General features: G+C 71.5%; 14 protein-coding genes. 5 read left to right on the top strand and 9 right to left on the bottom strand.

Features of this window, described 5'->3' with window-relative positions; translation table 11 throughout:
* Positions 1-244: 244 nt before the first annotated feature.
* Positions 245-1,702, top strand: coding sequence for a pectinesterase family protein (locus tag GA0070618_RS09350; RefSeq protein ID WP_088981294.1), 1,458 nt, complete (start codon positions 245-247; stop codon positions 1,700-1,702).
* Entirely contained in the window at positions 1,699-3,225 is a 1,527-nt protein-coding gene (locus GA0070618_RS09345) for an RICIN domain-containing protein (RefSeq protein ID WP_231931671.1), read from the top strand. The genes GA0070618_RS09350 and GA0070618_RS09345 overlap by 4 nt, the downstream gene beginning before the upstream one ends.
* Before the next feature lie 168 nt (positions 3,226-3,393).
* On the opposite strand, the gene GA0070618_RS09340 is transcribed toward GA0070618_RS09345, so the two are convergent.
* The 3 genes from GA0070618_RS09340 to GA0070618_RS09330 all read right to left on the bottom strand — a co-directional run bounded on the left by GA0070618_RS09340 (position 3,394) and on the right by GA0070618_RS09330 (position 7,327).
* Complete coding sequence (locus tag GA0070618_RS09340; protein ID WP_088981293.1) at positions 3,394-4,656, bottom strand: DUF6357 family protein; 1,263 nt, start codon at positions 4,654-4,656, stop codon at positions 3,394-3,396.
* 96 nt (positions 4,657-4,752) lie between these two features.
* Positions 4,753-5,406 carry a hypothetical protein gene (locus GA0070618_RS09335; RefSeq protein ID WP_088981292.1) on the bottom strand — a complete coding sequence of 218 codons (654 nt, stop codon included), beginning with the start codon at positions 5,404-5,406 and terminating at the stop codon, positions 4,753-4,755.
* Between the two features lie 82 nt (positions 5,407-5,488).
* Positions 5,489-7,327: an NHL domain-containing thioredoxin family protein gene (locus GA0070618_RS09330; protein WP_088981291.1), complete on the bottom strand. Its 1,839-nt coding sequence runs from the start codon at positions 7,325-7,327 to the stop codon at positions 5,489-5,491.
* A 249-nt stretch (positions 7,328-7,576) separates the two neighbouring features.
* On the opposite strand from GA0070618_RS09330, the gene GA0070618_RS09325 reads away from it, so the two are divergent.
* Positions 7,577-9,205, top strand: coding sequence for an esterase/lipase family protein (locus GA0070618_RS09325; protein WP_088985400.1), 1,629 nt, complete (start codon positions 7,577-7,579; stop codon positions 9,203-9,205).
* Positions 9,206-9,622: 417 nt separating this feature from the next.
* Entirely contained in the window at positions 9,623-11,239 is a 1,617-nt protein-coding gene (locus GA0070618_RS09320; RefSeq protein WP_088981290.1) for an RICIN domain-containing protein, read from the top strand.
* A 90-nt stretch (positions 11,240-11,329) separates the two neighbouring features.
* Here the strand turns inward: GA0070618_RS09320 and GA0070618_RS09315 are convergent, their stop codons facing one another.
* From GA0070618_RS09315 to GA0070618_RS33370, 6 genes are all read right to left on the bottom strand, one after another.
* Entirely contained in the window at positions 11,330-13,999 is a 2,670-nt protein-coding gene (locus GA0070618_RS09315; RefSeq protein ID WP_088981289.1) for an LppU/SCO3897 family protein, read from the bottom strand.
* A gap of 343 nt (positions 14,000-14,342) precedes the next feature.
* A complete protein-coding gene (locus tag GA0070618_RS33975; RefSeq protein WP_170107854.1) occupies positions 14,343-14,486 on the bottom strand; it encodes a hypothetical protein in 144 nt (47 codons plus the stop codon).
* A gap of 217 nt (positions 14,487-14,703) precedes the next feature.
* Complete coding sequence (locus GA0070618_RS09310; RefSeq protein ID WP_088981288.1) at positions 14,704-16,167, bottom strand: dihydrolipoamide acetyltransferase family protein; 1,464 nt, start codon at positions 16,165-16,167, stop codon at positions 14,704-14,706.
* 5 nt (positions 16,168-16,172) lie between these two features.
* Positions 16,173-17,162: an alpha-ketoacid dehydrogenase subunit beta gene (locus GA0070618_RS09305; RefSeq protein ID WP_088981287.1), complete on the bottom strand. Its 990-nt coding sequence runs from the start codon at positions 17,160-17,162 to the stop codon at positions 16,173-16,175.
* On the bottom strand, positions 17,162-18,343 hold the full coding sequence (pdhA, locus tag GA0070618_RS09300; RefSeq protein ID WP_088981286.1) for a pyruvate dehydrogenase (acetyl-transferring) E1 component subunit alpha: 1,182 nt from the start codon (positions 18,341-18,343) through the stop codon (positions 17,162-17,164). The genes GA0070618_RS09305 and pdhA overlap by 1 nt, the downstream gene beginning before the upstream one ends.
* 598 nt (positions 18,344-18,941) lie before the next feature.
* A complete protein-coding gene (locus tag GA0070618_RS33370; RefSeq protein WP_143740325.1) occupies positions 18,942-19,157 on the bottom strand; it encodes a hypothetical protein in 216 nt (71 codons plus the stop codon).
* A gap of 416 nt (positions 19,158-19,573) precedes the next feature.
* Here GA0070618_RS33370 and GA0070618_RS09290 point away from each other — a divergent pair, with 416 nt between their 5' ends.
* Complete coding sequence (locus GA0070618_RS09290) at positions 19,574-20,104, top strand: phosphatase PAP2 family protein (protein ID WP_231931669.1); 531 nt, start codon at positions 19,574-19,576, stop codon at positions 20,102-20,104.
* Positions 20,105-20,114 lie beyond the last annotated feature (10 nt).

The raw sequence follows: 20,114 nt of genomic DNA, 5'->3' as shown, positions 1-20,114 counted from the left end.
TTTTGTGTTGTCGGTCGGCCCGCGACGCGTCTGCCATACGACGGCCACGCGATTCGTCATCTCGCCGGTACGCCCGAGCGGCGACACCGGTAACGGTCCGTGCGGTGGGTGCTGCCTGGGCAGCGGCACCCGCAGCACGGCACCACCTCTCCTGTGCGGTGGGTGCTGCCGGGGCAGCGCACCCATGCCACAGCCAGACAGCAGTCATCCGAAGAGGGCTGCACACAGACAGGAGATCGGCCATATGCGGCAAAGATCCAGATGGCTCCGGCTGGCCGCGCTCGGCGCGGTGCCGGTCGTCGTCGCGGGCATCGTGAACCTTCCGGCGTCGCCGTCGTCGGCGGCGGCACCGGTCAGCAACGGTGTCTACACGCTGGCGAGTGCGTCCAGCGGCAAGTGCGTCAACGTCACCGGCGCGTCGACCGGCAACGCCGGGCTGCTGGCCCAGCTCGCCTGCGACACCGCTGCGGGGTCCCAGCAGTTCCGGGTCGTCGCGCAGGGCGGCGGCTTCGGCCTGGTCAACACGAACAGCGGGCGGTGCGTGGACGTCCCGTACTCGTCCACCGCGTCGGGTGAGCAGCTCTGGCAGTGGGGTTGCCACGCGGAGCCCAACCAGACGTGGACGTTCACCGCCTCGACCGCCTCCACCGACCGGTACCTGATCCGGAGCGCGTCCAGTGGCCTGTGCGTCAGCAACAAGGACGGGTCCACGGCTGGTGGCAACCCGATCGTGCAGGAGCCCTGCGCGGACATCGCCCGGATGCAGTGGCGGTTCAACCCGACCGGCTCCACCCCACCCACCACCCCGCCGCCGAGCGGCACCCCGACGGTGGCGGCGGACGGCAGCGGCCAGTACCGCACGGTGCAGGCCGCGATCGACGCCGTACCGGCCAACAACACCCAGCGGGTCACCATCACCATCAAGCCGGGCACCTACCGGCAGGTCGTCCGGGTGCCGGCGAACAAGCCGCACATCACCCTGCGGGGTCTGGGATCCGGCCCGTCGAACACCGTGCTGGTCTTCAACAACTCCGCCAACAGCCACGGCACCTCGGGCAGCGCGAGCATGTTCGTCGACGGCGCCAACTTCGTCGCCGAGAACCTGACCATCTCCAACGACTTCGACGAGAACTCGACCAGCAGCGGTCACCAGGCGGTCGCGCTGCACCTCAACGCGGACCGGGCGGTGCTGCGGAACGTCCGACTCCTCGGTGACCAGGACACGTTCCTGGTCAACGACCGGACCCGGGCGTACATGGTCAACTCGTACGTCGAGGGCACGGTCGACTTCATCTTCGGCGGCGGCACCATCGTCATCGACCGCACCACGCTGCACGAGAAGCGGTCCAGCGGCGGCACCATCACCGCGGCCAGCACGCCCGCCGAGAAGGCGTACGGCTTTCTGTTCTACCGGTCAACGATCACCGGCACCGGAAGCAACAACACCAACCTCGGCCGGCCGTGGCGGCAGGGTGCCCAGGTCCTGTACCGCGAGTCGAACTTGAGCGGGACGATCAGGAACTCCCAGCCGTGGACCAACATGGGCGACTCCACCTGGCAGAACGCCCGCTTCCTGGAGTACCGGAACACCGGGAGCGGAGCGACGGTCAACGGCAACCGGCCCCAGCTCAGCGACTCGCAGGCCGCCAACTACACCCCGCAGCGGTACCTGGCCGGCACCGACGGCTGGAACCCGATGTGACCACCTCCACCCACCACACCACCACCTCTCCCGGAGCCATGATGAGCATCAAGCAGAGTCCCAAACGTTCCCGGCTGGCCGCCGCCGGCGCGGTCCTGACGGCGGTTCCCGCCGCCCTCGTCGGTGTCGTCGTCATCGGCGCGTCGGCGTCGTCGGCGGCAGCGCCGGTCAGCAACGGTGTCTACACGTTGGCCAGCGCGTCCAGTGGCAAGTGCGTGAACGTCGTCGGCGCGTCGACCGGCAACGCCGGGTTGCTGGCCCAGCTCGCCTGCGACACCTCGGCCGGCGCGCAGCAGTTCCGGGTCACCTCGCAGAACGGTGCGTTCGGTCTGGTCAACGTCAACAGCGGCAGGTGCGTCGACGTGCCGTACTCGTCGACCACGTCGGGTGAGCAGCTCTGGCAGTGGGGTTGTCACGCGGAGCCCAACCAGACGTGGACGTTCACCGCGTCCGGTGCCACGACGGACCGGTACCTGATCCGGAGCGCGTCCAGTGGCCTGTGCGTCAGCAACAGGGACGGTTCCACGGCCGGTGGCAACCCGATCGTGCAGGAGCCCTGCGCGGACATCGCCCGGATGCAGTGGCGGTTCAACCCGACCGGCTCCACCCCGCCGCCCACCACCCCGCCGGCGCTGCCGTACCCGAACATCCCGGACGGCTTCGCCGGTGCTGCCGGCACCACCGGTGGGGCGGGCGGCACGACCGTCACCGTGACCACCCAGGCCGACCTGGAGCGGTACGCCTCCGCGAGCACCCCGCACATCATCCGGGTCAACGGCACGATCACCGTGACGCCGTACGGCAAGGAGATCCCGATCAGGTCGAACAAGACGGTCGTCGGAGTCGGGAAGAACGGTCAGATCGTCGGCGGCGGCTTCTTCCTGGGTGCCGGCACCAGCAACGTGATCATCCGGAACCTGACCATCCGGGACACCCGGGTGGCGTCCGACGACCCGGACGACAAGGACTTCGACTACGACGGCATCCAGATGGACACCGCCGACCGGATCTGGATCGACCACAACCACATCACCCGGATGAACGACGGCCTCATCGACAGCCGCAAGGACACCACGAACCTCACCGTGTCGTGGAACATCCTCGCCGAGAACAACAAGACCTTCGGCATCGGCTGGACCGAGAACGTCACCGCCCGGATGACGATCCACCACAACTGGATCCGGGACAACCGGGTCCGGATGCCCAGCACCGACAACGTGGCCTACGCCCACCTCTACAACAACTACATGCAGAACACCGGGCAGGGTAACTACTCCCGGGGCGCGACCAGGATGGTCCTGGAGAACACCTACTTCGACCGGGTGATCGACCCGTACTACAAGGACTCGGCCGCCCAGCTGCGGCAGAGCGGCAGCATCGTGGTCAACAGCAGCGGCAAGCAGCAGACCGGCGGGTCGGCGTTCACCCCGTCGAGCTTCTACTCGTACCGGCTCGACCCGGCCTCGGAGGTGCCGAACCTGGTCCGCACCCACGCCGGACCGCAGGCCAACATCGGCGTCTGACCAGCGCCAGGGGTGCCCGCCGGGACTGCGTAGATTTCCGCGTTTGACCTGGGTGTGGTCCGTTGGACAGGACGTCGATCCGGTCCAACGGACCACGCCATGGCAGACGAGAGGGCCTCCGCAGCCGACAGCGGCGCAGAACGGCGCGGGCGTGGGTTCCCTCTGGGGCTACCGGGCGTCGCGCCGACGACGCGCGCGCTCGAACTCGGCGACATCCGACATCCAGGGACCGTGCTGTTCGAGTGCGGCGCAGCCGCCGCGGACGAAGGCGCTCACCAGTTTCCGGTACCCGCCGATCCCGTCGACCAGGCTGTACTCGACCTGGTACTGCGGATCCGACCCGGCTTCCCCGTGTCGCACGGTCGTGATCCGGGCGATGGAGTCCGCGTAGAAGTGCAACTGGATCCCCTCGCCCATCTCCTCGTCCTCGATGGTGAACACTTCGTTGTCCGCGGCAGAGCGATCGGCGACGAACTCCCAGAACTCGGCGGAGGCAGTGCGCGGACCGTCCCGTAGCCACTTCTTCTCGCCGCCCTTGTCATCGGTGAACGACAGGGCCGTCTTTTTCGCACTGGCACCGAGGTCGGCGTGGTCGTCGGCAGCCTCCTCGTCGTCTTCCACCGGTGTGCTCCTGGATCGGTCCACAGCCTCCGAGCACATCAGAAAGCTCACCGTACGCACCGCGTCGTCGACAAGTTCGGGGTATGCGCGGCGCACAGCCGCGTCGACCGTCGCCGCCATCCGATTCCAGTCGCGCTTGTCCGTGGCCCGGTTTCCCCGCCGCGGGTCGAGGCCGATCCGCATCCCGGCGCACGCCTGCTCTGCGGTGGCGATCACACGCATGACCTGGGGCAGCAGCGCGGGGTCGACAGCATCGGGCATCCGCCTTGGAACCGTCGCGCCATGCAGATACTGGCCCGTGTACCTCAGAATCTCAGCGTCGAGTGGCCCGAGGACTGCTCCGCGCTCGGCGCGACGGCGGTCCGCGTGATACTCCTGAGCACGTTTCTCGTTCGACCCCTCCGTCGCCGCGCGCATCGCCTCGCAGACCTGGCCGTGCTCAAGTAGATCGATGTCGGCGCCATGGGCCACGAGCCGGCTCCTGTCCCACCGGATGCGCCGAAAGAGCGCGTCGACGTCCGCAGGAGAGGAGAGCAGGACCGGGTCCAGGAGCGCGACGGCAGCGTTCTCGTCGAGCCGGCCCCGGGTTCCGGCGGCGTCGCACAGCGGAAGGACCGCACTCCACAGCAGCAGGTGTCTAGCCAGGTCCTCCCGGATCACCGCAAGATGGGCCTCCCCGATCGGGAACGTGAACGTGCGAGGCTCATGGTTGGCGTCGGCCCCGGCGGCGAGCATCAGCTTCAGCTCGCCGTCCTCGCGGATCACGTTCGGGATCCAGCCGCTGCTACGTGTGAAAACGATGTCTTTCATAGCTCCGGCTTCCCCGGAACGGCACCGGCTGGAAATGGTCGCTTCGGGTCCACGGCGAGTATCACGGCGATGTCGCGACCACCCTGCACCATCCGTTCACGACCACCGTGCACATTCGACGTCGAGGCGTGGGTCGGTGCGCACCCAGACTTCGCCTCCGGCGGCCCCGGCCGGGGCGTCGACTCGTTCGAGACCGAGGAATTCGATCAACTGGAGCAGTTCGGCTCGTTCGGCTCGGTCATCGCCGACATCATGCGAGTCGAAGAAGACGTAGTACCGGTCGCTCGGGTCGACGCTGCCGGAATCTGCCCAGATCCGGCCGACTTCTTCGATTGCCGCTGCTTCCGTCGTGATCGTGGCGGCGCGGGCGGCACCGCGGGTCTCCGGTGACGCGTCGAGGTCGGCGAGCTCGGAGAACCACTGGCCGAAGTAGTCGAGGCCGGCATATCCGTTCTCGAAGAACAGCATTGCGCTCGGAAGGTAGCGGTTGCCCCGGTCGACCTGGAGGTGTTCCGACCGAGGTTGGTCCGCATCCTTGATCCGGGAGATCACCCCCAGACGGGGCATGAGTACCAAACTCTGCCTCGCCGATTCATCCTTGATGGTGTAGGTGTCAGACTCTCGACCCCGGAAGAACGCAGAGAACGCCACGTAGGCCTCCTGAGGGTCGCCCACCGAGACTTGTTGATCGTTGCCATCGCCGACAGCGAAGACGAACTGCTTTGGTCCGGGCTTGTATGGGCGGGCCATATGCGTCCTTCGTTCACGTGTGATGGCTCCGCCAGCCTAGTTGATCAGGGCAGACATGCCTGCGGCCCTGGTCACTGCAGTACTAGGCGTCCAGCCCGCGCAGCACCAGCGGAAGTCGGGCCGGAGCGTCGTCGACCACCCGCACCGGCACCCCCCAGTCCTGCCGGGTCAGGTGGCACGCCCCGTGCTCGTCGGCCACGTCACAGGTGGCCGCCTGGGCGGTCACCTGGAGCACACCGGCCCGGACGGTCGGGTCCACCACCAGCCGCCGGGACAGGTCGGTGCCGGCGCCGGCCCCCTCGCTCAGCAGCTCCGGCGGGGAGGCCGAGACCACCAGCCGGGTCGACGGGCCGAAGCTCTCGTCCATCTTCTGACCGGGCGGGGGCGTGAAGATCACGTCCAGGGTCACCTCACCGGCGGCGATCTCGGTGGGCGGACGTTCGGTCCGGTGCCGGGGGCCGTCCACCGTGCTCGCCCCGACCGCAGAGAGCGCACCCGGGGCGAGCCGGGTCAGCCGGTGCGCGGCCGACTCGACCACCAGGACGTCACCGGCCGGGGTCAACACCACGTCGCTCGGCTCGGCCAGACCGTCGGCGACCGTCGACACCATCCGGGTCGCCGGGTCGAAACGCCGCACCGCCCCGTTGTACGTGTCGGCGACCAGCACCGAGCCGTCGGGCAGCGCACACACGCCGAGCGGATGCTGGAGCAACGCCTGGTCGGCCGGACCGTCGACGTGCCCGAAGTCGAAGAGTCCCTGACCGACCGCCGTGCCCAGGACGTCGTTCTCGACGTAGCGGAGGGCGCTGGTCTCACTGTCGGCCACCCAGAGCCGCCGGCCGTCGGCCGAGACGGAGAGCCCGGAGGGCTGGGCCATCCACGCCTCGGCCAGCAGGCCGTCCCGCAGCGCCTCGACCGTGGTGCCCGCGTACATGCCGGCGGTCCGCTTGACCGGCTCGAACCACCAGAGCTGGTGGATGCCGGCCATCGCGATCACGGTCCGGTCCTCGTACCAGGCGAGATCCCAGGGGGAGGAGAGGTCGATCGAACGGGCGTCGTGCGCGTGGTCGTCGACCGTCGAACGCCACTGTCGGCCGGTGCCGGCGACGGTGGTCACCTCGCCGGTGTCGAGCCGTACGCCGCGCAGCAGGTGGTTGACGGTGTCGGCGACCACCACGTCGTACCCGGAGACCTCGGCGACGTGCGTGGGCAGCAGGCAGAGGCCCTGCGGCTCGGAGAAGGTGGCGCTGCCCGCCGGGCCGTCGGCGCTGCCCCGCTCGCCGGTGCCGATCCGGCGGACCACCGTCTCGCCGTCGGGGGCCAGCTCCACCAGCGAGTGCCGGGCCGAGTCCGAGACCAGCAGGTTCCCGCCGTCGAGCACCACGGCCTTGCCGGGAAAGCGCAGCGTGGTCTCCGGTTCCGCCGGCGGCACGTACGGCCCGTCGCCCCGGTGCAGCGTCCCCTTGGCCTCGTGTACGGCGATCAACTCGTCGATCAGCCGGGCCAGCCCCTCGGCGTGACCCTCGCCGGCCATGGTGGCGACCACGTAACCCTCGGGGTCGACGACCGACAGGGTCGGCCACGCCTTCGCCGCGTACTGCTGCCACATGTCCAGCTCGGGGTCGTCCAGGACGGGGTGGTGCACGCCGTACCGCTCGACCGCCGCCGCCAGGGCGTCCGGGTCCTTCTCGTGCTCGAACTTCGGGGAGTGCACGCCGACGACGACCAGCACGTCGCCGTACTTCTCCTCCAGCGGGCGCAACTCGTCCAGGACGTGGAGGCAGTTGACGCAGCAGAAGGTCCAGAAATCCAGCAGAAGAATGCGGCCCCGGAGGTCCCGCAGGGTCAGGTTCCGGCCGCCGGTGTTCAACCACTGGCGGCCCCGTAGCTCGGGTGCGCGGACCCGGGGCGACGTCGACATACCGCAACCCTGCCACGCCGGCACCGGGAACGACCGCAGGGGCCGGGAATGGTAACGACGGCAACGGACGTGAACGGCGGCTGCCCGGGACGGCCGTACCCGCTCCGGCGTGTCCGGGGCACGCGGCCGGAGCGGGCACCCGCCCCCGGTCAGTCGTCCCGGTGTCGAGGCTGACCAAAGCGTCCTCATCGAGATCGGGAACGCGGAAGAATTGGTGCGAAGCCTCGCCTGCGTGAAGGAGGAGGGGTGCTGAGCCGTCGGCGCTTGCTCGCACTGCTCGGGGTCGCCGCCGCCGTCCCGCTGACCGAGTCTCTCGTGTTGGTGCTGATCGGGTTCCGGCAGGCGGAGGGATTGATCGGGCAGAGTTCGGCGGTCTGGCCGTACGACTCCTACCACGACATGCGTTGGCTGTTCGTCTACCACCAGTCCTGGTGGGCTTTCGGGCTCGGGCTGGTGGGGGCGATCGTGGTGCGCGGAGCGCTGTCCGCAGCGTTGGTCGGCCTGTCCTGGCCGGCCGGGAGGCCCCGGCCAGCATGGCGGGACCTGCTGCTGCGCAATCTCGGCGTGGCGGCGTTGACGGCTGTCATCGTCGCGCCGTTCGCTGCGCTTGCGGTGGCCGCGTCGGTGGTGTCGCTTTCCTGGGTGCTGTTCGCCTCGCTGATCCCCATGGTGATACTGGCTCCGTTCCTACAGCGGATGGCGGTGGGTGCGGGCTGGTGGCGTGGCCTGCCAACGGCAGAGCTGGCCGGTTGGTCGTTGCTCAACTTCGTGGTCATCACCGTCGCCGGGGGCCTGGTGTGGAGCGCGGATGAGGCGTGGACGCCGGTCGTCGCCGTGGCCGTCGGGATGATCAACGGCCTGATGTGGAACCGAACCGTGCGGGCGGCCGTGCTCCCCTCCCACGTGCGGTTGCGGCGGGTGCCGGTGGTACCGATCGTCGTGGTGCTGACCCTGGCCATCCCGCTGGTGGCGCAGGCGCTCACCCAGCGCGGCGGCGCGACGAGCACCTTCTCGCCACCGATCTTCACCCAGCCGCTACCCCAGCGGGTGCCCTATGCGGTGATCCTGCTGGCTGGACACAATTCCGCGTACGATGGCCGGCCCTCGGCGGATCCGAACGTGGAGCGATTCTCGTACAACGGCCTGGATTCGGGTGGTCGTCCGCTGCCGTACCGGGCGAGCGCCACCCACCAGTCCCTGGAGTCCAGCGCGCAGATGCTCGCCGCGCAGGTCGAGGCCGTACACCGGCGGACCGGCCGGCCGGTCGCCCTGATCGGGGAGAGCGAGGGGGCGATGGTGGCCCGCACCTACCTGCGAAGCCCGAAGTCACCGGTGACAGCGCTGCTGATGCTCAGCCCGCTGGTCCGCACCGGCCGGGCGTACTATCCGCCACCGACCGCCGACTCCGGCTACGGAGTAGCCACCGGCTGGCTGTTACGCGCCCTGTACACCCTCGCGAACCTGGGTTCCGAAACCGACGACCGCCCAGACGAGCCATTCGTCCGCTCGCTATTAGAAGGCGCGCCGTTCTATCGCTTTCAGACCATGTGTCCGATTCCAGGCGTGCGAGTGGTCGCCTTCCTGCCGACTGTCACCGCGGCGGAGTCCACACCAGGTCCGTTCACCCAGATCCCCGTGGTCGAGGTGCCGTCCCTCCACGTCGAGTTACTTGACCAGCGGATGGTCCACGACAAGGTGATCGATTTTCTCGCCGGAGCGAATCTCAGGAACGTCAGGAGCGAGTACGGCCTGATACAGCGGCTCGGGGCAGCCTGGCACGCACCCCTTCTGACGGTCAACGTGAACCCGGTGTGGCGCTCCGAAGCACCATCCGGGCCGGCGTTCTCAGCGGCCCGGATCTGTCGTACGGTCCGGTGACGACCTCAAATTGCGGCATGTTGGGGCGTTGACGCTCGGCGATACGCCGAGATTCCGCAATCCGGGTCGATCAAGGGGCGTTACGGAGTTCTCGGCCGGGTTGCCGAGTTGGCTGGCCGGTTCTGGATGGCGGGAAACCCGTTGCGGCCTGCCGATACCGGTAACTGCCAGCGGCGACGACGGCGATCTCGCCGCGCGGAGCGTGTCGAGTGGAACGCCAGCGCTCGCATCCGAGGTGTCGTTGTGGGGCATGTCTCGAAGCGGAAGTGTCGTCGATATATATCGACTAGCATCGACGTGCTGACAATCCTGCGGAGGTGAATCCGCAAGATTTTTCGTGACGACTCCGATCGCTGCCGGTCCTCATTGTGGAGGAACCGCCGGCGCCTGTCGGAGGCCACGGGGAGAGGACGCCGGATGAGACAGGCAAGACGGTACGGACACCTGGCGGGGGTGCTTGCGGCGGCGATGACGGTGGCTGTCGGGCTGGCGGTCGCACCGACCGCGCCCGCCGCCGCCATCCCCGGGGGAACGGCGGCGGCACCGCCTCTCCAGTGCGTCGACAATGGCACCAGCGGCCATCGGGTGCAGGTGCTCTACGCGTACGAACCGGGCAGCAGCCGGTTCGCCGAGCGCGAGCCGGCGATCCGGGCGGCGGCCTGGGTGGCGCAGCAGAACGTCAACGACAGCGCCAAGCGTGACGGCGCGCAGCGGTGGATCCGGTTCCTGACCGGCAGCACCGGGTGCCACCTCACCATCGACCAGGTGCAGGTGCCGGCGGGCACCGACGCCGCCGACAACCTGGTCCCCCACCTCCGGTCGTTGGGGTACGACGCCGACGACCGGAACTACCTGATCCTGTTCGAGAACCACCGGGTGAACTGCGCCGGCGCGAGTTCGGAGCCGATCACGAGCCCGAGCGCCCCGGGCACCGGCAACCAGCGCAACAGTGTGACGTCCTGGGTCGCCTTCCAGCCGTCCTGTTTCACCGGGCACACGTTCACCCACGAGCTGACCCACGCCCTCGGTGGCGTCCAGGCGGACGCTCCGCACTTCGACGGCGGCGGGCACTGCACCGACGGCAACGAGACGCTCTGCCAGAGCGACAGCCCGACTGTCTGCACCGACCCGCTCGCCGTGCGGCTGCTCGACTGCGGCCGGGACGACTACTTCGCGGTCAGTCCGCAGGGCAGCTACCTGCCGACGCACTGGAACGCCGCGACCGACAGCCGGTACCTCCAGGCGGGCACCTCGGTGTCGCCGATGACCACGATCCCGGCCCTGCCTCCGCAGGTGCTGCGGGCCACGGACGTGGAGGGCACCTCGCTGGTGCTCAGCTACCTGCCGAGCATGAAGCCGGTCGGCTCCGGTCACACCGTCGACCACCAGGTGCTGCGCAACGGCACGGTGGTGGCCACGGTCCCCGGCTGGCGCACGTCCGTACGGCTCACCGGCCTCGCCACGAACACCACGGCCACCTACACCGTCCGGCAGCGCGTCACCCACGGTGGCGTCACCCGTACGTCGGTTGACTCGCAGCCGCTCAGCGTGACCACCAACAGCAGTACGGCGGCGGCCGGAGCGGCCGAGAACGGCGCAACAATGATCTTCGCCAACGACGTGGTGGACGGCTCGGGCACCAACCTCGCCCTCGACGTGCTCGGCTTCAGCGAGGCCGAGAACGCCACCGTCATCCAGTGGCCGCAGAACGGCGAGGCCAACCAGCAGTGGAAGATGACCTCGGCCACCGGCGGCACCTACACCCTGACCAACAACCACAGCTTGAAGTGCCTCACCCCGTTGGGCGGCGCGACCACCGTCGGCACCCCGGTCGTGCAGGCGAGCTGTTCCGGTGCCGCCGCGCAGCGGTGGACCTTCACCGCGCTGACCGGGCTGACCTACCACATCAAGGCGTCGTCCGGTCTCTGCGTCCAGGCGGCGGGGGCGTCCACCGGCGCGCTCGTGGCGCTCGAACTGGCCACCTGCTCCACGACCGAGCCGACCCAGCGCTGGACCACCAACCGGACCGCCTGACGGCCGGATCCACCGTCCGGAGTCGCATCGGCGGGTGAAACGGAACGTGCGGCGGACCCCAGGGGGCCGCCGCACGTCGTCGTCGGGTCGTCAGGTGGCCGGTCCCAGGCAGAGCACCCGGGTGGGAGAGTTGCCGGGCAGTTCCACGCGCGGCTGGGTCGCGTCGGTGCACTTGGCCTTGTCGTCGACCCTCGACACGATCTTGAACGCGCCCTGGTCGCCGCAGTCGGCGGCCACCGCACCCTCGCCGGCCTGCTTCACGCAGGAACCGACGGCCGGGTTGAAGGCGGGTTCGTCCGAGCCGCCGAGCTTGCCGAGCGCCCAGAGCGCGCCGAGCGGCACGACCAGGATGAGCACGGCCGCAGTGAGCACCGCCAGCAGCACGCGTCCGTTGCGGACCTTCGGGGTCGGCGGTTCGGCCGGCTTGCTCTCGGCCGCCTCCGGCTTGAAGGCGTCGAACCGACCCTGGTCGCCCTGGGGCGAGTCCCCCAGGTCCCAGAGCGGACGGTCCGGCTGGTCGCCCGGGGCCGGGAAAGCCGCCGGGAAGCCCCGGGTGGCGTCCGCCGAGCCATGACCCGGGTCGTGGCCCATGGCGCCGGGGCTGACCGGTGCCGCCGCCCCGCCGTACCGGTCACCGGAACGGGCCGGCTCGCCGTGCGGCTTCGTGCCGTTGACCGGGCGCTGGTTGCTCATCGGGTCGTTGAACGTGGGCACACCGGGCGGGAAGGGCGGCAGCGCCGGCTGCGGGACCGGCGCGGACGCGGCGGAGGCCGACGCGTCCCCGAAGCCGGGCCGGTCGTGCCGCTGGTCGTGCTCGTCGAACCGGGGACCCGGTCCGGTGTCGAACCGCCCCGGACCGTCGAAGCGGTCCCCGGGGCCGCCGTCGAAACGGTCCGCCGGCCCGCCGTCGAAACGGTTGCCCGCTCCACCGTCGAACCGCTCGCCATGGCCGGCGTCGAAGCGGTCCCCGGGGCCGGCGTCGAAGCGGGAGTTCTGCCCGCCGTCGAAACGGGGATCGGCAGCGCCGTCGAAGCGACCGGGGGCGGCGTCGAACCGGGACTCGGGCTCACCGTCGAACCGGCCGCCGGTGTCGCCGTCCGGGCCGAAGCGGTGGGGCTCCGGCTGGCCGCCGTGTTCGGCCTGGTCCGGACCGTCGGCGGACCGGGCCGGGCGGCCGTAGACCCGCGGCTGCGGGGCCGGCATGGAGGGCTGTTGCAGGGCCTGGTCGGCCGGAGGCGCCACCCGGTTGGAAACCGGTACGGAGGCGCTGGCCGAGACGCTGCCACCGGCGTCGCCCCCGATGGACTCGGGTGAGGTACGCGGGTGCGGAATGCCCTGCGCTCCGGCCTGGGCGGCCTCGGCCCCCCACCCGTCGACCGGCTGCGCGTCGTACCCGCTCTCGCGTCCGGCCGGCTCGCCGTACGGCGGCTGGTCGGCGGGCGGGGCGAACGGCGCCGGCGGGGCGTAGTCGGCCGGCGGCGACGCGGCCAGGCTGGCACCGGGAACCCGCGCCTCCTGGGGAGGCAGCGGTACGGCGTTGGCGGGCGAGATGCCCGGCCCCGGGGCCGGCTGGTAGGCCGGCGGGTTCTCGGCGCGGGACGGCTCCCAGCCCGGCCCGGCGGGCTCGGCCGGGGCCGGATCCGATCCGGCCTTGCCCCACACCTCGTCGGCCGACCACGGCTCCCCATCCGGAACGACCGGACGGGCGGGGACGGCGTCGTCACCGGGGCGGGCGACTCCGGCGCCCCAGGCCGGGACGTCGGCGCGGCCCACCGAGGCGGTGGCGCGGGCCGGCGGCGCGGGCGGCTCGGCCGGCGGCCACGCCTCGGTCGGCCGGGGCTGGTCGCCGGGCGAGTCCCACCCGGACTGCTGCGGTTCCGCCTGCTGCGGCACGGACGCGGCACCCCAGGCGGCCGTCGGCGGCTGCTCGTCGGCGGGGCTCCAGGGCTGGGGCTGCTGGCCGCCCGGATGCGGGGCGGGGGCCGCACCCCAGGCAGGCTGAGGGTCCGCCGGTGGGCGGACCGACGCCGCGCCCCGGGCCGCCGGAGCCTGCTCGCCCTGCTGCGGGCCGGGGGCCCGGCCGCCCCAGTCGTCCTGCTGCGGCTGGTCGCCCGGCGCGCCCCAGCCGGCCGGCTGCTCGTTCTGCGGGCCCCAGTTCGCTGGCGGCGGGGTGCCCTGCGGGCTCCAGGCGGTCGGCGGCTGGTCGCCGGCCGGCCCCCAGGGCGCGGGCTGCTGCGGGCTCCTGGCCGGCGGCTGCTCGTCAGGTGCCGGCCAGGACTGCTGCGGGGCACCCGGTCCCGGCCAGTTCTGCGGGGCGGACTCGCCCTGCGCACCCCAGCCGGGCTGGGCTCCACCCTGCTGCGGGGACTCGCCCCGGGGCGGCGTCTGCGGCACGGCGGCCCACGCGGTGGTCGGCTGCTGTTGGTCGGCCTGGGGGTTCCAGGTGCCCGGCTGCGGCTGCCCGGCCGGGCCACCCCACGGCTGGCCCGATCCGGCCGGCGGCCCCCACGGGCCGGGCTGGGCTTCGCCGGGTGCCTTCCAACCCACGGTCGGGGGCGCCTCGCCGGGCGCGCTCCACGCCGGGGCGGGGGAGTTCGGTCGCGCGGCCGGCGGTGGCGGTGCCCAGCCCAGGTCGGGGGCGGCTGTGCCGTACCCGTTCTCCTGCTGCGCTGACCGGTCGCCGTACGGCGCCGATCCACCGGCGCCCGGCGACACCTGGTCCGGCTCCTGGCCGGGGTGGTGCGGGCCCTCGGACGTCATGGCTGCGCCTCCTCCATCACATGTCGGCCGCCGACGCCGATCGGGTGCCGTCGGCTTGCTCGCCGGCATAGCCGGCTGGCCGGCCCTGCCGCGCTCCCCCGCACCGTATCCGGTGGCCGCCCGTGGCACTCGGGGAGCACCGGCCGTCACTCCGCGTCGCCGGATGGTGTCGAGCGGTTTCTATCCGCCTGACGTCCTCCGGCAGGGGCGGGAACGACCGTGCCCCACCGTACCGGGCGCTCGTACGAGGGCGGAATCCCGGTGCCGAAGGGTCTGAAAGCCGACGACCCGCCCGGGGCCCGGGCGGGTCGTCGATGGGGAGGAGGTGAGAAAGTCGTAGCCGTCAGCGCATGGTCATGTGACGCTGGGCGATGGCGAGGATCTCGTCGCGGACCGCAGGCGAGTTGGCCGAACGCAGCGCGTGCTCGATGGCACGGGCGCGGCGGTTGGCGTCGCGGCGGTTGCGGATTCGCTCGATCATGCTCATGGGTCTCTCCTCGCTGGCTATTCGGTTGTCAGCCCGTCGTGCCTCCATTGAAGCGCATATCCGCGTCGAACTCCAACGATTCCAAGGTGAGCTGGGACACCAGCCGAACGATCGAAGGTTGACGGCGGGTTGAGCCGAGGTTTCGTATGGTCATACGGTGACGGCCGGTGTGCCGGGAGTAACCCCGGCGCACCGGCCGTCGTAGCCGTGGAACGTGTCAGGTCCAGGCGAGCAGCGCCGCCTCCGGATCGGTCAGGAAGTCACCGATGTCCCGCAGGAACTTCGACCCGAGCTCGCCGTCGATGATCCGGTGGTCGAAGGAGAGCCCCAACGTCGTCACCTGACGCGGCTTGACCTTGCCCTTGTGCACCCAGGGCATCTCGCGGACCGCGCCGAACGCCAGGATCGCCGACTCGCCCGGGGGCAGGATCGGCGTACCGGTGTCCACCCCGAACACACCGACGTTGGTGATGGTCAGCGTGCCACCGGACATGTCGGCCGGGGAGGTCTTCCCGGCCTTCGCCGTCTGCACCAGGGCGGTCATCGCGTCGGCCAGCTCCCGCAGCGAGAGCTGTCCGGCGTCCTTGATGTTCGGCACGATCAGGCCGCGCTCGGTGGCCGCCGCGATGCCCAGGTTGACGTACTCCTTGACCACGATCTCGTCGCCGGCCCAGGTCGAGTTGACCATCGGGTGCCGCTGGACCGCCAGCAGCACCGCCTTGGCGACCAGCAGCAGCGGCGAGACCCGGACGTCCCGCCACTCCCGCCGGGCGCGGAGCCGGTCCAGTGCCTTCATCGCCCGGGTCACGTCCACGGTCAGGAACTCCGTGACGTGCGGGGCGGTGAACGCCGAGGCGGACATGTTCTCGGCGGTGAGCTTCCGCACGCCCTTGACCGGGATCCGCCGCTCGCGGTCCGCGCCGAAGGCCGCCGCCGTGGTCGCCTGAGTCGCCACCACGGTCGACGTCGCCGTCGCGGCCCCGTCCGCCGCCCGGTGGACGTCCTCCCGGGTGATCGAGCCGAGCGGACCCGACCCGGTCAGCGTGGTGAGGTCGACTCCGAGATCCCGGGCGAGCTTGCGTACCGGCGGCTTGGCCAGCACCAGCGCACCGGTGCCGTTTCCGTTGGCCGCCGGGGCGGTTCGGGGCGTGACCGGGGCGGTGCGGGCGACCGGCACCGCCGGCGCGGCGGGCACGGGCTGGGCCGCCGGTGCCGGCGTGGTCTGCGCCGGCACCGGACCGGTCGCCTTGCGCGGGCGGCGCTTGGCGGCCGTGCTGCGCGGCCCGTAGCCGACCAGTACGGCCGTCCGACCGCCCGGGGCGGGGCCACCGATCAGGCCGGGCTCGACCGCGCCCTCGCTCGGGGCCACGTCCACCGCCGCCAGCGCCGCAGCCGACGGGGTGGGAGTGGCCTCCTCCTCCACCGGCCCGGCGCCCGGGTCGGTGTCGATCGCGATGATCGGCGTACCGACCTCGACCGTGGAGCCCTCCGGGTGGAAGATCGACCTCACCTGGCCGGCCCACTTGGCCGGGATCTCCACCGCCGCCTTGGCCGTCTCGACCTCGACGATCGGCTGGTTCAGCTCGATGACGTCCCCGACCTTGACCAGCCAGGCCAGGATCTCGCCCTCGGTCAGCCCCTCACCCAGGTCGGGCAGGTTGAACTCCTTGATCCGCGACATGCCGCTCACCAGCCGAAGGTGCGGTCGACGCCGTCGAGCACCCGGTCGAGGTCGGGCAGGTACTCCTCCTCGACCCGGGCCGCCGGGTAGGGGGTGTCGTAGCCGGTCACCCGCAGCACCGGGGACTCCAGGGAGTAGAAGCACTCCTCGGTGACCCGGGCTGCGATCTCCGCGCCCAGACCCAGGTTGCCCGGGGCCTCGTGCACGACCACGCAGCGGCCGGTGCGGCGCACCGACTCGTACACCGGGGCCAGGTCCAGCGGGGAGAGCGTGCGCAGGTCGACGACCTCCAGCTCCCGGCCGTCCTCGGCGGCGGCCGTCGCCGCGTCCAGGCAGGTCCGCACCATCGGGCCGTACGCCAGCACGGTGACGTCCGTGCCGGGCCGCACCACCCGGGCCGCGTGCAGCGGGTACGCCTCCGACAGCGGGGCGTCCAGCTCCACCGGACCCTTCTCCCAGTAGCGCCGCTTCGGCTCCAGGAAGACGATCGGGTCGTCCGAGGCGATGGCCTGCTGGATCATCACGTACGCGTCCTGCGGGCTGGCGCAGGAGACAACCTTGAGGCCGGCGGTGTGCGAGAAGTACGCCTCCGGCGACTCGGAGTGGTGCTCCACCGCGCCGATGCCCCCACCGAACGGGATGCGGATCACCATCGGGATGTTCAGCTTGCCGCGCGAGCGGTAGTGCATCTTCGCCACCTGCGACACGATCTGGTCGTACGCGGGGTAGACGAAGCCGTCGAACTGGATCTCGCAGACCGGACGGTAGCCCCGGATGGCCAGGCCGACCGCGGTGCCGATGATCCCGGACTCGGCCAGCGGGGTGTCGATCACCCGCTGGTCGCCGAAGTCCTTCTGGAGCCCGTCGGTGATCCGGAAGACGCCGCCGAGCTTGCCGACGTCCTCGCCCATGACGACGACCTTGGAGTCCTGCTCCAGGGCCCGGCGCAGACCGGTGTTGAGGGCCTTGCCGATGGAGAGCGTCTCCGTGGCCATCAGTGGGCACCCCCCTCGAACGAGGCCTCGTACTTGGTGAACTGCGCCCGCTGCTCGTCGAGCTCGGGGGACCCGTTCGGGTAGACGTGGTCGAACATCGTCACCGGTTCCGGGTCCGGCATGGCGAGCACCCGTTCCCGCAGGTCGACCGACTCGCGGCGGGCCTGCTCGTCGACCTCGGCGAAGAAGTCGGCGTCGACGATCTTCTGCTTCTCCAGGAACGCCTTCATCCGGGCGATCGGGTCCTTGGCCTGCCAGGCCTCGACCTCGCTGGCGATCCGGTACCGGGTCGGGTCGTCGGAGGTGGTGTGCGCGCCCATCCGGTAGGTGTACGCCTCGATCAGGCTCGGGCCCTGCCCGTTGCGGGCGTTGTCCAGCGCGTGCCGGGTCACCGCGTACGAGGCGAGCACGTCGTTGCCGTCCACCCGTACGCCGGGGAAGCCGAAGCCGGCGGCGCGGCGGTAGAGCGGCACGCGGGTCTGCCGCTCCAGCGGCTCGGAGATCGCGTACTGGTTGTTCTGGCAGAAGAAGACCAGCGGCGCGTTGAACACGCTGGCCCAGACGAACGCCTCGTTGACGTCGCCCTGGCTGGTCGCCCCGTCGCCGAAGTAGGCGATCACCGCCTCGCCGTCGTCGCCGCCGGTCTTGCCGTCCATGGCGACGCCCATGGCGTACCCGGTCGCGTGCAGGGTCTGCGCCCCGATCACGATCGTGTACATGTTGAACTTGAACTCGTTCGGGTCCCAGCCGCCCTGGTCGACACCACGGAAGAGACCGAGCGGCATGATCGGGTCGATGCCCCGGCAGTAGAGGACGCCGTGCTCCCGGTAGGTGGGGAAGGCCATGTCCTGCGAGCGCAGCGCCCGCCCGGAGCCGACCTGGGCCGCCTCCTGGCCGAGCAGGCTGGCCCAGAGGCCCAGCTCGCCCTGCCGTTGCAGGGCGGTCGCCTCGGCGTCCAGCTTCCGCACGAGCACCAGGTCCCGGTAGAGGCCGCGGTACTCCTCGTCGGTGAAGTCGACGCGGTACTCGACACCGTCCGGACCGGTGACGCTCTCGATCCGCTCACCCTCGGGGGTGAGTAACTGCACCAGCTCCGGGTCGGCGCCCTTCGCCGCGGCCCGCTTGGATCTGGGTGCCGCCCGTCTGCTGCGGGTGGTGACCCCGGGGTCGCCCTTTGCCATCCGTCTCTCCCTGTCGTGTCTGCGCCGGCACCGGGGATTGCCCGACCGCGCAACTCGTGCGCCCGCCCGGCAGGTGCCGGGGGGTCTCCTGGCAGCCGCCCCTGGCCCCTTTGTGGGGGTTGCCGTGCGGCGTGAGCCGGATTCTGGCCGAACCCGGTTCGGGAGCGACGGCAGCCGGCCGAGCCTCCGCGGGTGTGCGAGGGCCACGGCTGCGTCGCCGTCGTGTGGGTCCATATTCGCAGAATGAGGTGAGCGGGCCCACACTACGCCTGCCTTGATCGACGACGGGCTGTCCGATCGCCCGGTCCGCGAGGCTCCGGCGCGGGGCGGCACGGCGTCGGACGAAAGGGTGTGTCGACACGCTGTGCAGGGTGGCGGACGGAGGGTGACTGGTCCAGGCTGGTCCGGGAGAGAGATGACCGCCGGAGAGCGGCTCGTCCCGTTTTCCCTGCGACCTGACCAGGAGGAGGGCCCCGGTGTTCGAGAACGACGGTCCCGGTCCTCCGTTGCTGGGTCGGCACCGCGCCGCCGGGGCGGCCGGCTACCGGCGGGTCGTCGGTGCGCACCGGGCCCCGGGTTCTCCCGGCCCGACGCGCGGCTACCTGTTCACCGTCGCCCTGCTCGCCGGCACCGCCTCCATGCCGATCCTCGCCGCGATCAGCGCCGGCTCGGCCACCGTGGGGGGCACCGCACTGCCGAAAGCCGACACTCCGTTCATCCCGACGCCCTCGCGGGGGCCGGTGGTGGTCGGGCCGCCCCGCCCGGCGTCCCCGGGCTTCGCCGCCCCGATCCACTCGCCGGCCGGTGGCGCCACGTCCGCCGTTCCGGTCGGAGGCCCGTCACCGTCGGCGCACCCGCGAACGGCGCCCCCGGCCCGGCCGCCGGCTCCGTCGAAGCCCGTACCGAGCCGGACGCCCCGCCCCACGGCGGCCCCCACGCCGACGACGCCCGCCCCGACCGGCTCCCCGGATCCGGGTCAGGAACCCACGCCGCCCCCGGAGCCCACTCCGACACCCAGTGGCACGTGCGCCGAGTCGACCGGTGTGACCTGCGTTCCCTCGCCGGCCGTCCCGTCGCCGTCCCCCGTTCCACCGCCGTCGTCCGCCCCGGGCGCGGTCCGGTGACCGGACCCTGAGCGCGTCAGAGGACCGGACCGCGACGCCGGACGGTACGCGCCCCGGCGCGGGCGGGCGGCTGGCGCGGGTCGTCACCGAGGCCACCGCCCCGGCGGTGCTGGTCAGCGTCCTGCTCGTCGCGGTCGGCTGGCACAGCGCCCGCAGTGGTGTGGGTGGCCTGGGTTGGGGTCTGCTCGCCACCGTCTTCGCCAGCGGCATCCCGATCGCCTACATCCTCGGCGGGGTACGCCGGGGCCGGCTCACCGACCACCACGTGCGGATCCGCGAGCAGCGCCGGATCCCCCTGCTGGTCGGGATCACGTCGGCGGCCGGCGGGCTCGTCCTGCTCGCCGCCCTCGGCGCGCCCCGGCCGGTGCTCGCCCTGGTCGCCGCCGGGGTGGTGGGGCTGGTGGTGGCGGTGTCGGTGAGCCACTGGTGGAAGATGTCGATCCACACGGCGGTGGCCGCAGGAGCGCTGGTCGTCCTGGCGTCGACCTTGGGAGCAGGGCTGCTGGCCGGTTCGCCCCTGCTCGTCCTGGTGGGGTGGTCGCGGGTGCGCCTGGGCGACCACACGGTCGGCCAGGTGCTGGCCGGCGCCGCGCTCGGTGCCCTTGTCGCGGTCACCGTCTACACGCCGCTGCGCTGAGGACCGGGCG

This window comes from Micromonospora echinospora (genome assembly GCF_900091495.1).
Classification (GTDB): Bacteria; Actinomycetota; Actinomycetes; order Mycobacteriales; family Micromonosporaceae; genus Micromonospora; species Micromonospora echinospora.
This window is presented reverse-complemented; position numbering and strand designations above follow the sequence as displayed.

Excerpts from the sequence above, each read along its gene's own strand:
- GA0070618_RS09335 (WP_088981292.1), bottom strand. The coding sequence starts at position 5,406 with ATGGCCCGCCCATACAAGCCCGGACCAAAGCAGTTCGTCTTCGCTGTC.
- GA0070618_RS09320 (WP_088981290.1), top strand. The coding sequence starts at position 9,623 with ATGAGACAGGCAAGACGGTACGGACACCTGGCGGGGGTGCTTGCGGCG.
- GA0070618_RS33975 (WP_170107854.1), bottom strand. The coding sequence starts at position 14,486 with ATGAGCATGATCGAGCGAATCCGCAACCGCCGCGACGCCAACCGCCGC.
- GA0070618_RS09310 (WP_088981288.1), bottom strand. The coding sequence starts at position 16,167 with ATGTCGCGGATCAAGGAGTTCAACCTGCCCGACCTGGGTGAGGGGCTG.
- GA0070618_RS09315 (WP_088981289.1), bottom strand. The coding sequence starts at position 13,999 with ATGACGTCCGAGGGCCCGCACCACCCCGGCCAGGAGCCGGACCAGGTG.
- pdhA (WP_088981286.1), bottom strand. The coding sequence starts at position 18,343 with ATGGCAAAGGGCGACCCCGGGGTCACCACCCGCAGCAGACGGGCGGCA.
- GA0070618_RS09350 (WP_088981294.1), top strand. The coding sequence starts at position 245 with ATGCGGCAAAGATCCAGATGGCTCCGGCTGGCCGCGCTCGGCGCGGTG.
- GA0070618_RS09330 (WP_088981291.1), bottom strand. The coding sequence starts at position 7,327 with ATGTCGACGTCGCCCCGGGTCCGCGCACCCGAGCTACGGGGCCGCCAG.
- GA0070618_RS09305 (WP_088981287.1), bottom strand. The coding sequence starts at position 17,162 with ATGGCCACGGAGACGCTCTCCATCGGCAAGGCCCTCAACACCGGTCTG.
- GA0070618_RS09340 (WP_088981293.1), bottom strand. The coding sequence starts at position 4,656 with ATGAAAGACATCGTTTTCACACGTAGCAGCGGCTGGATCCCGAACGTG.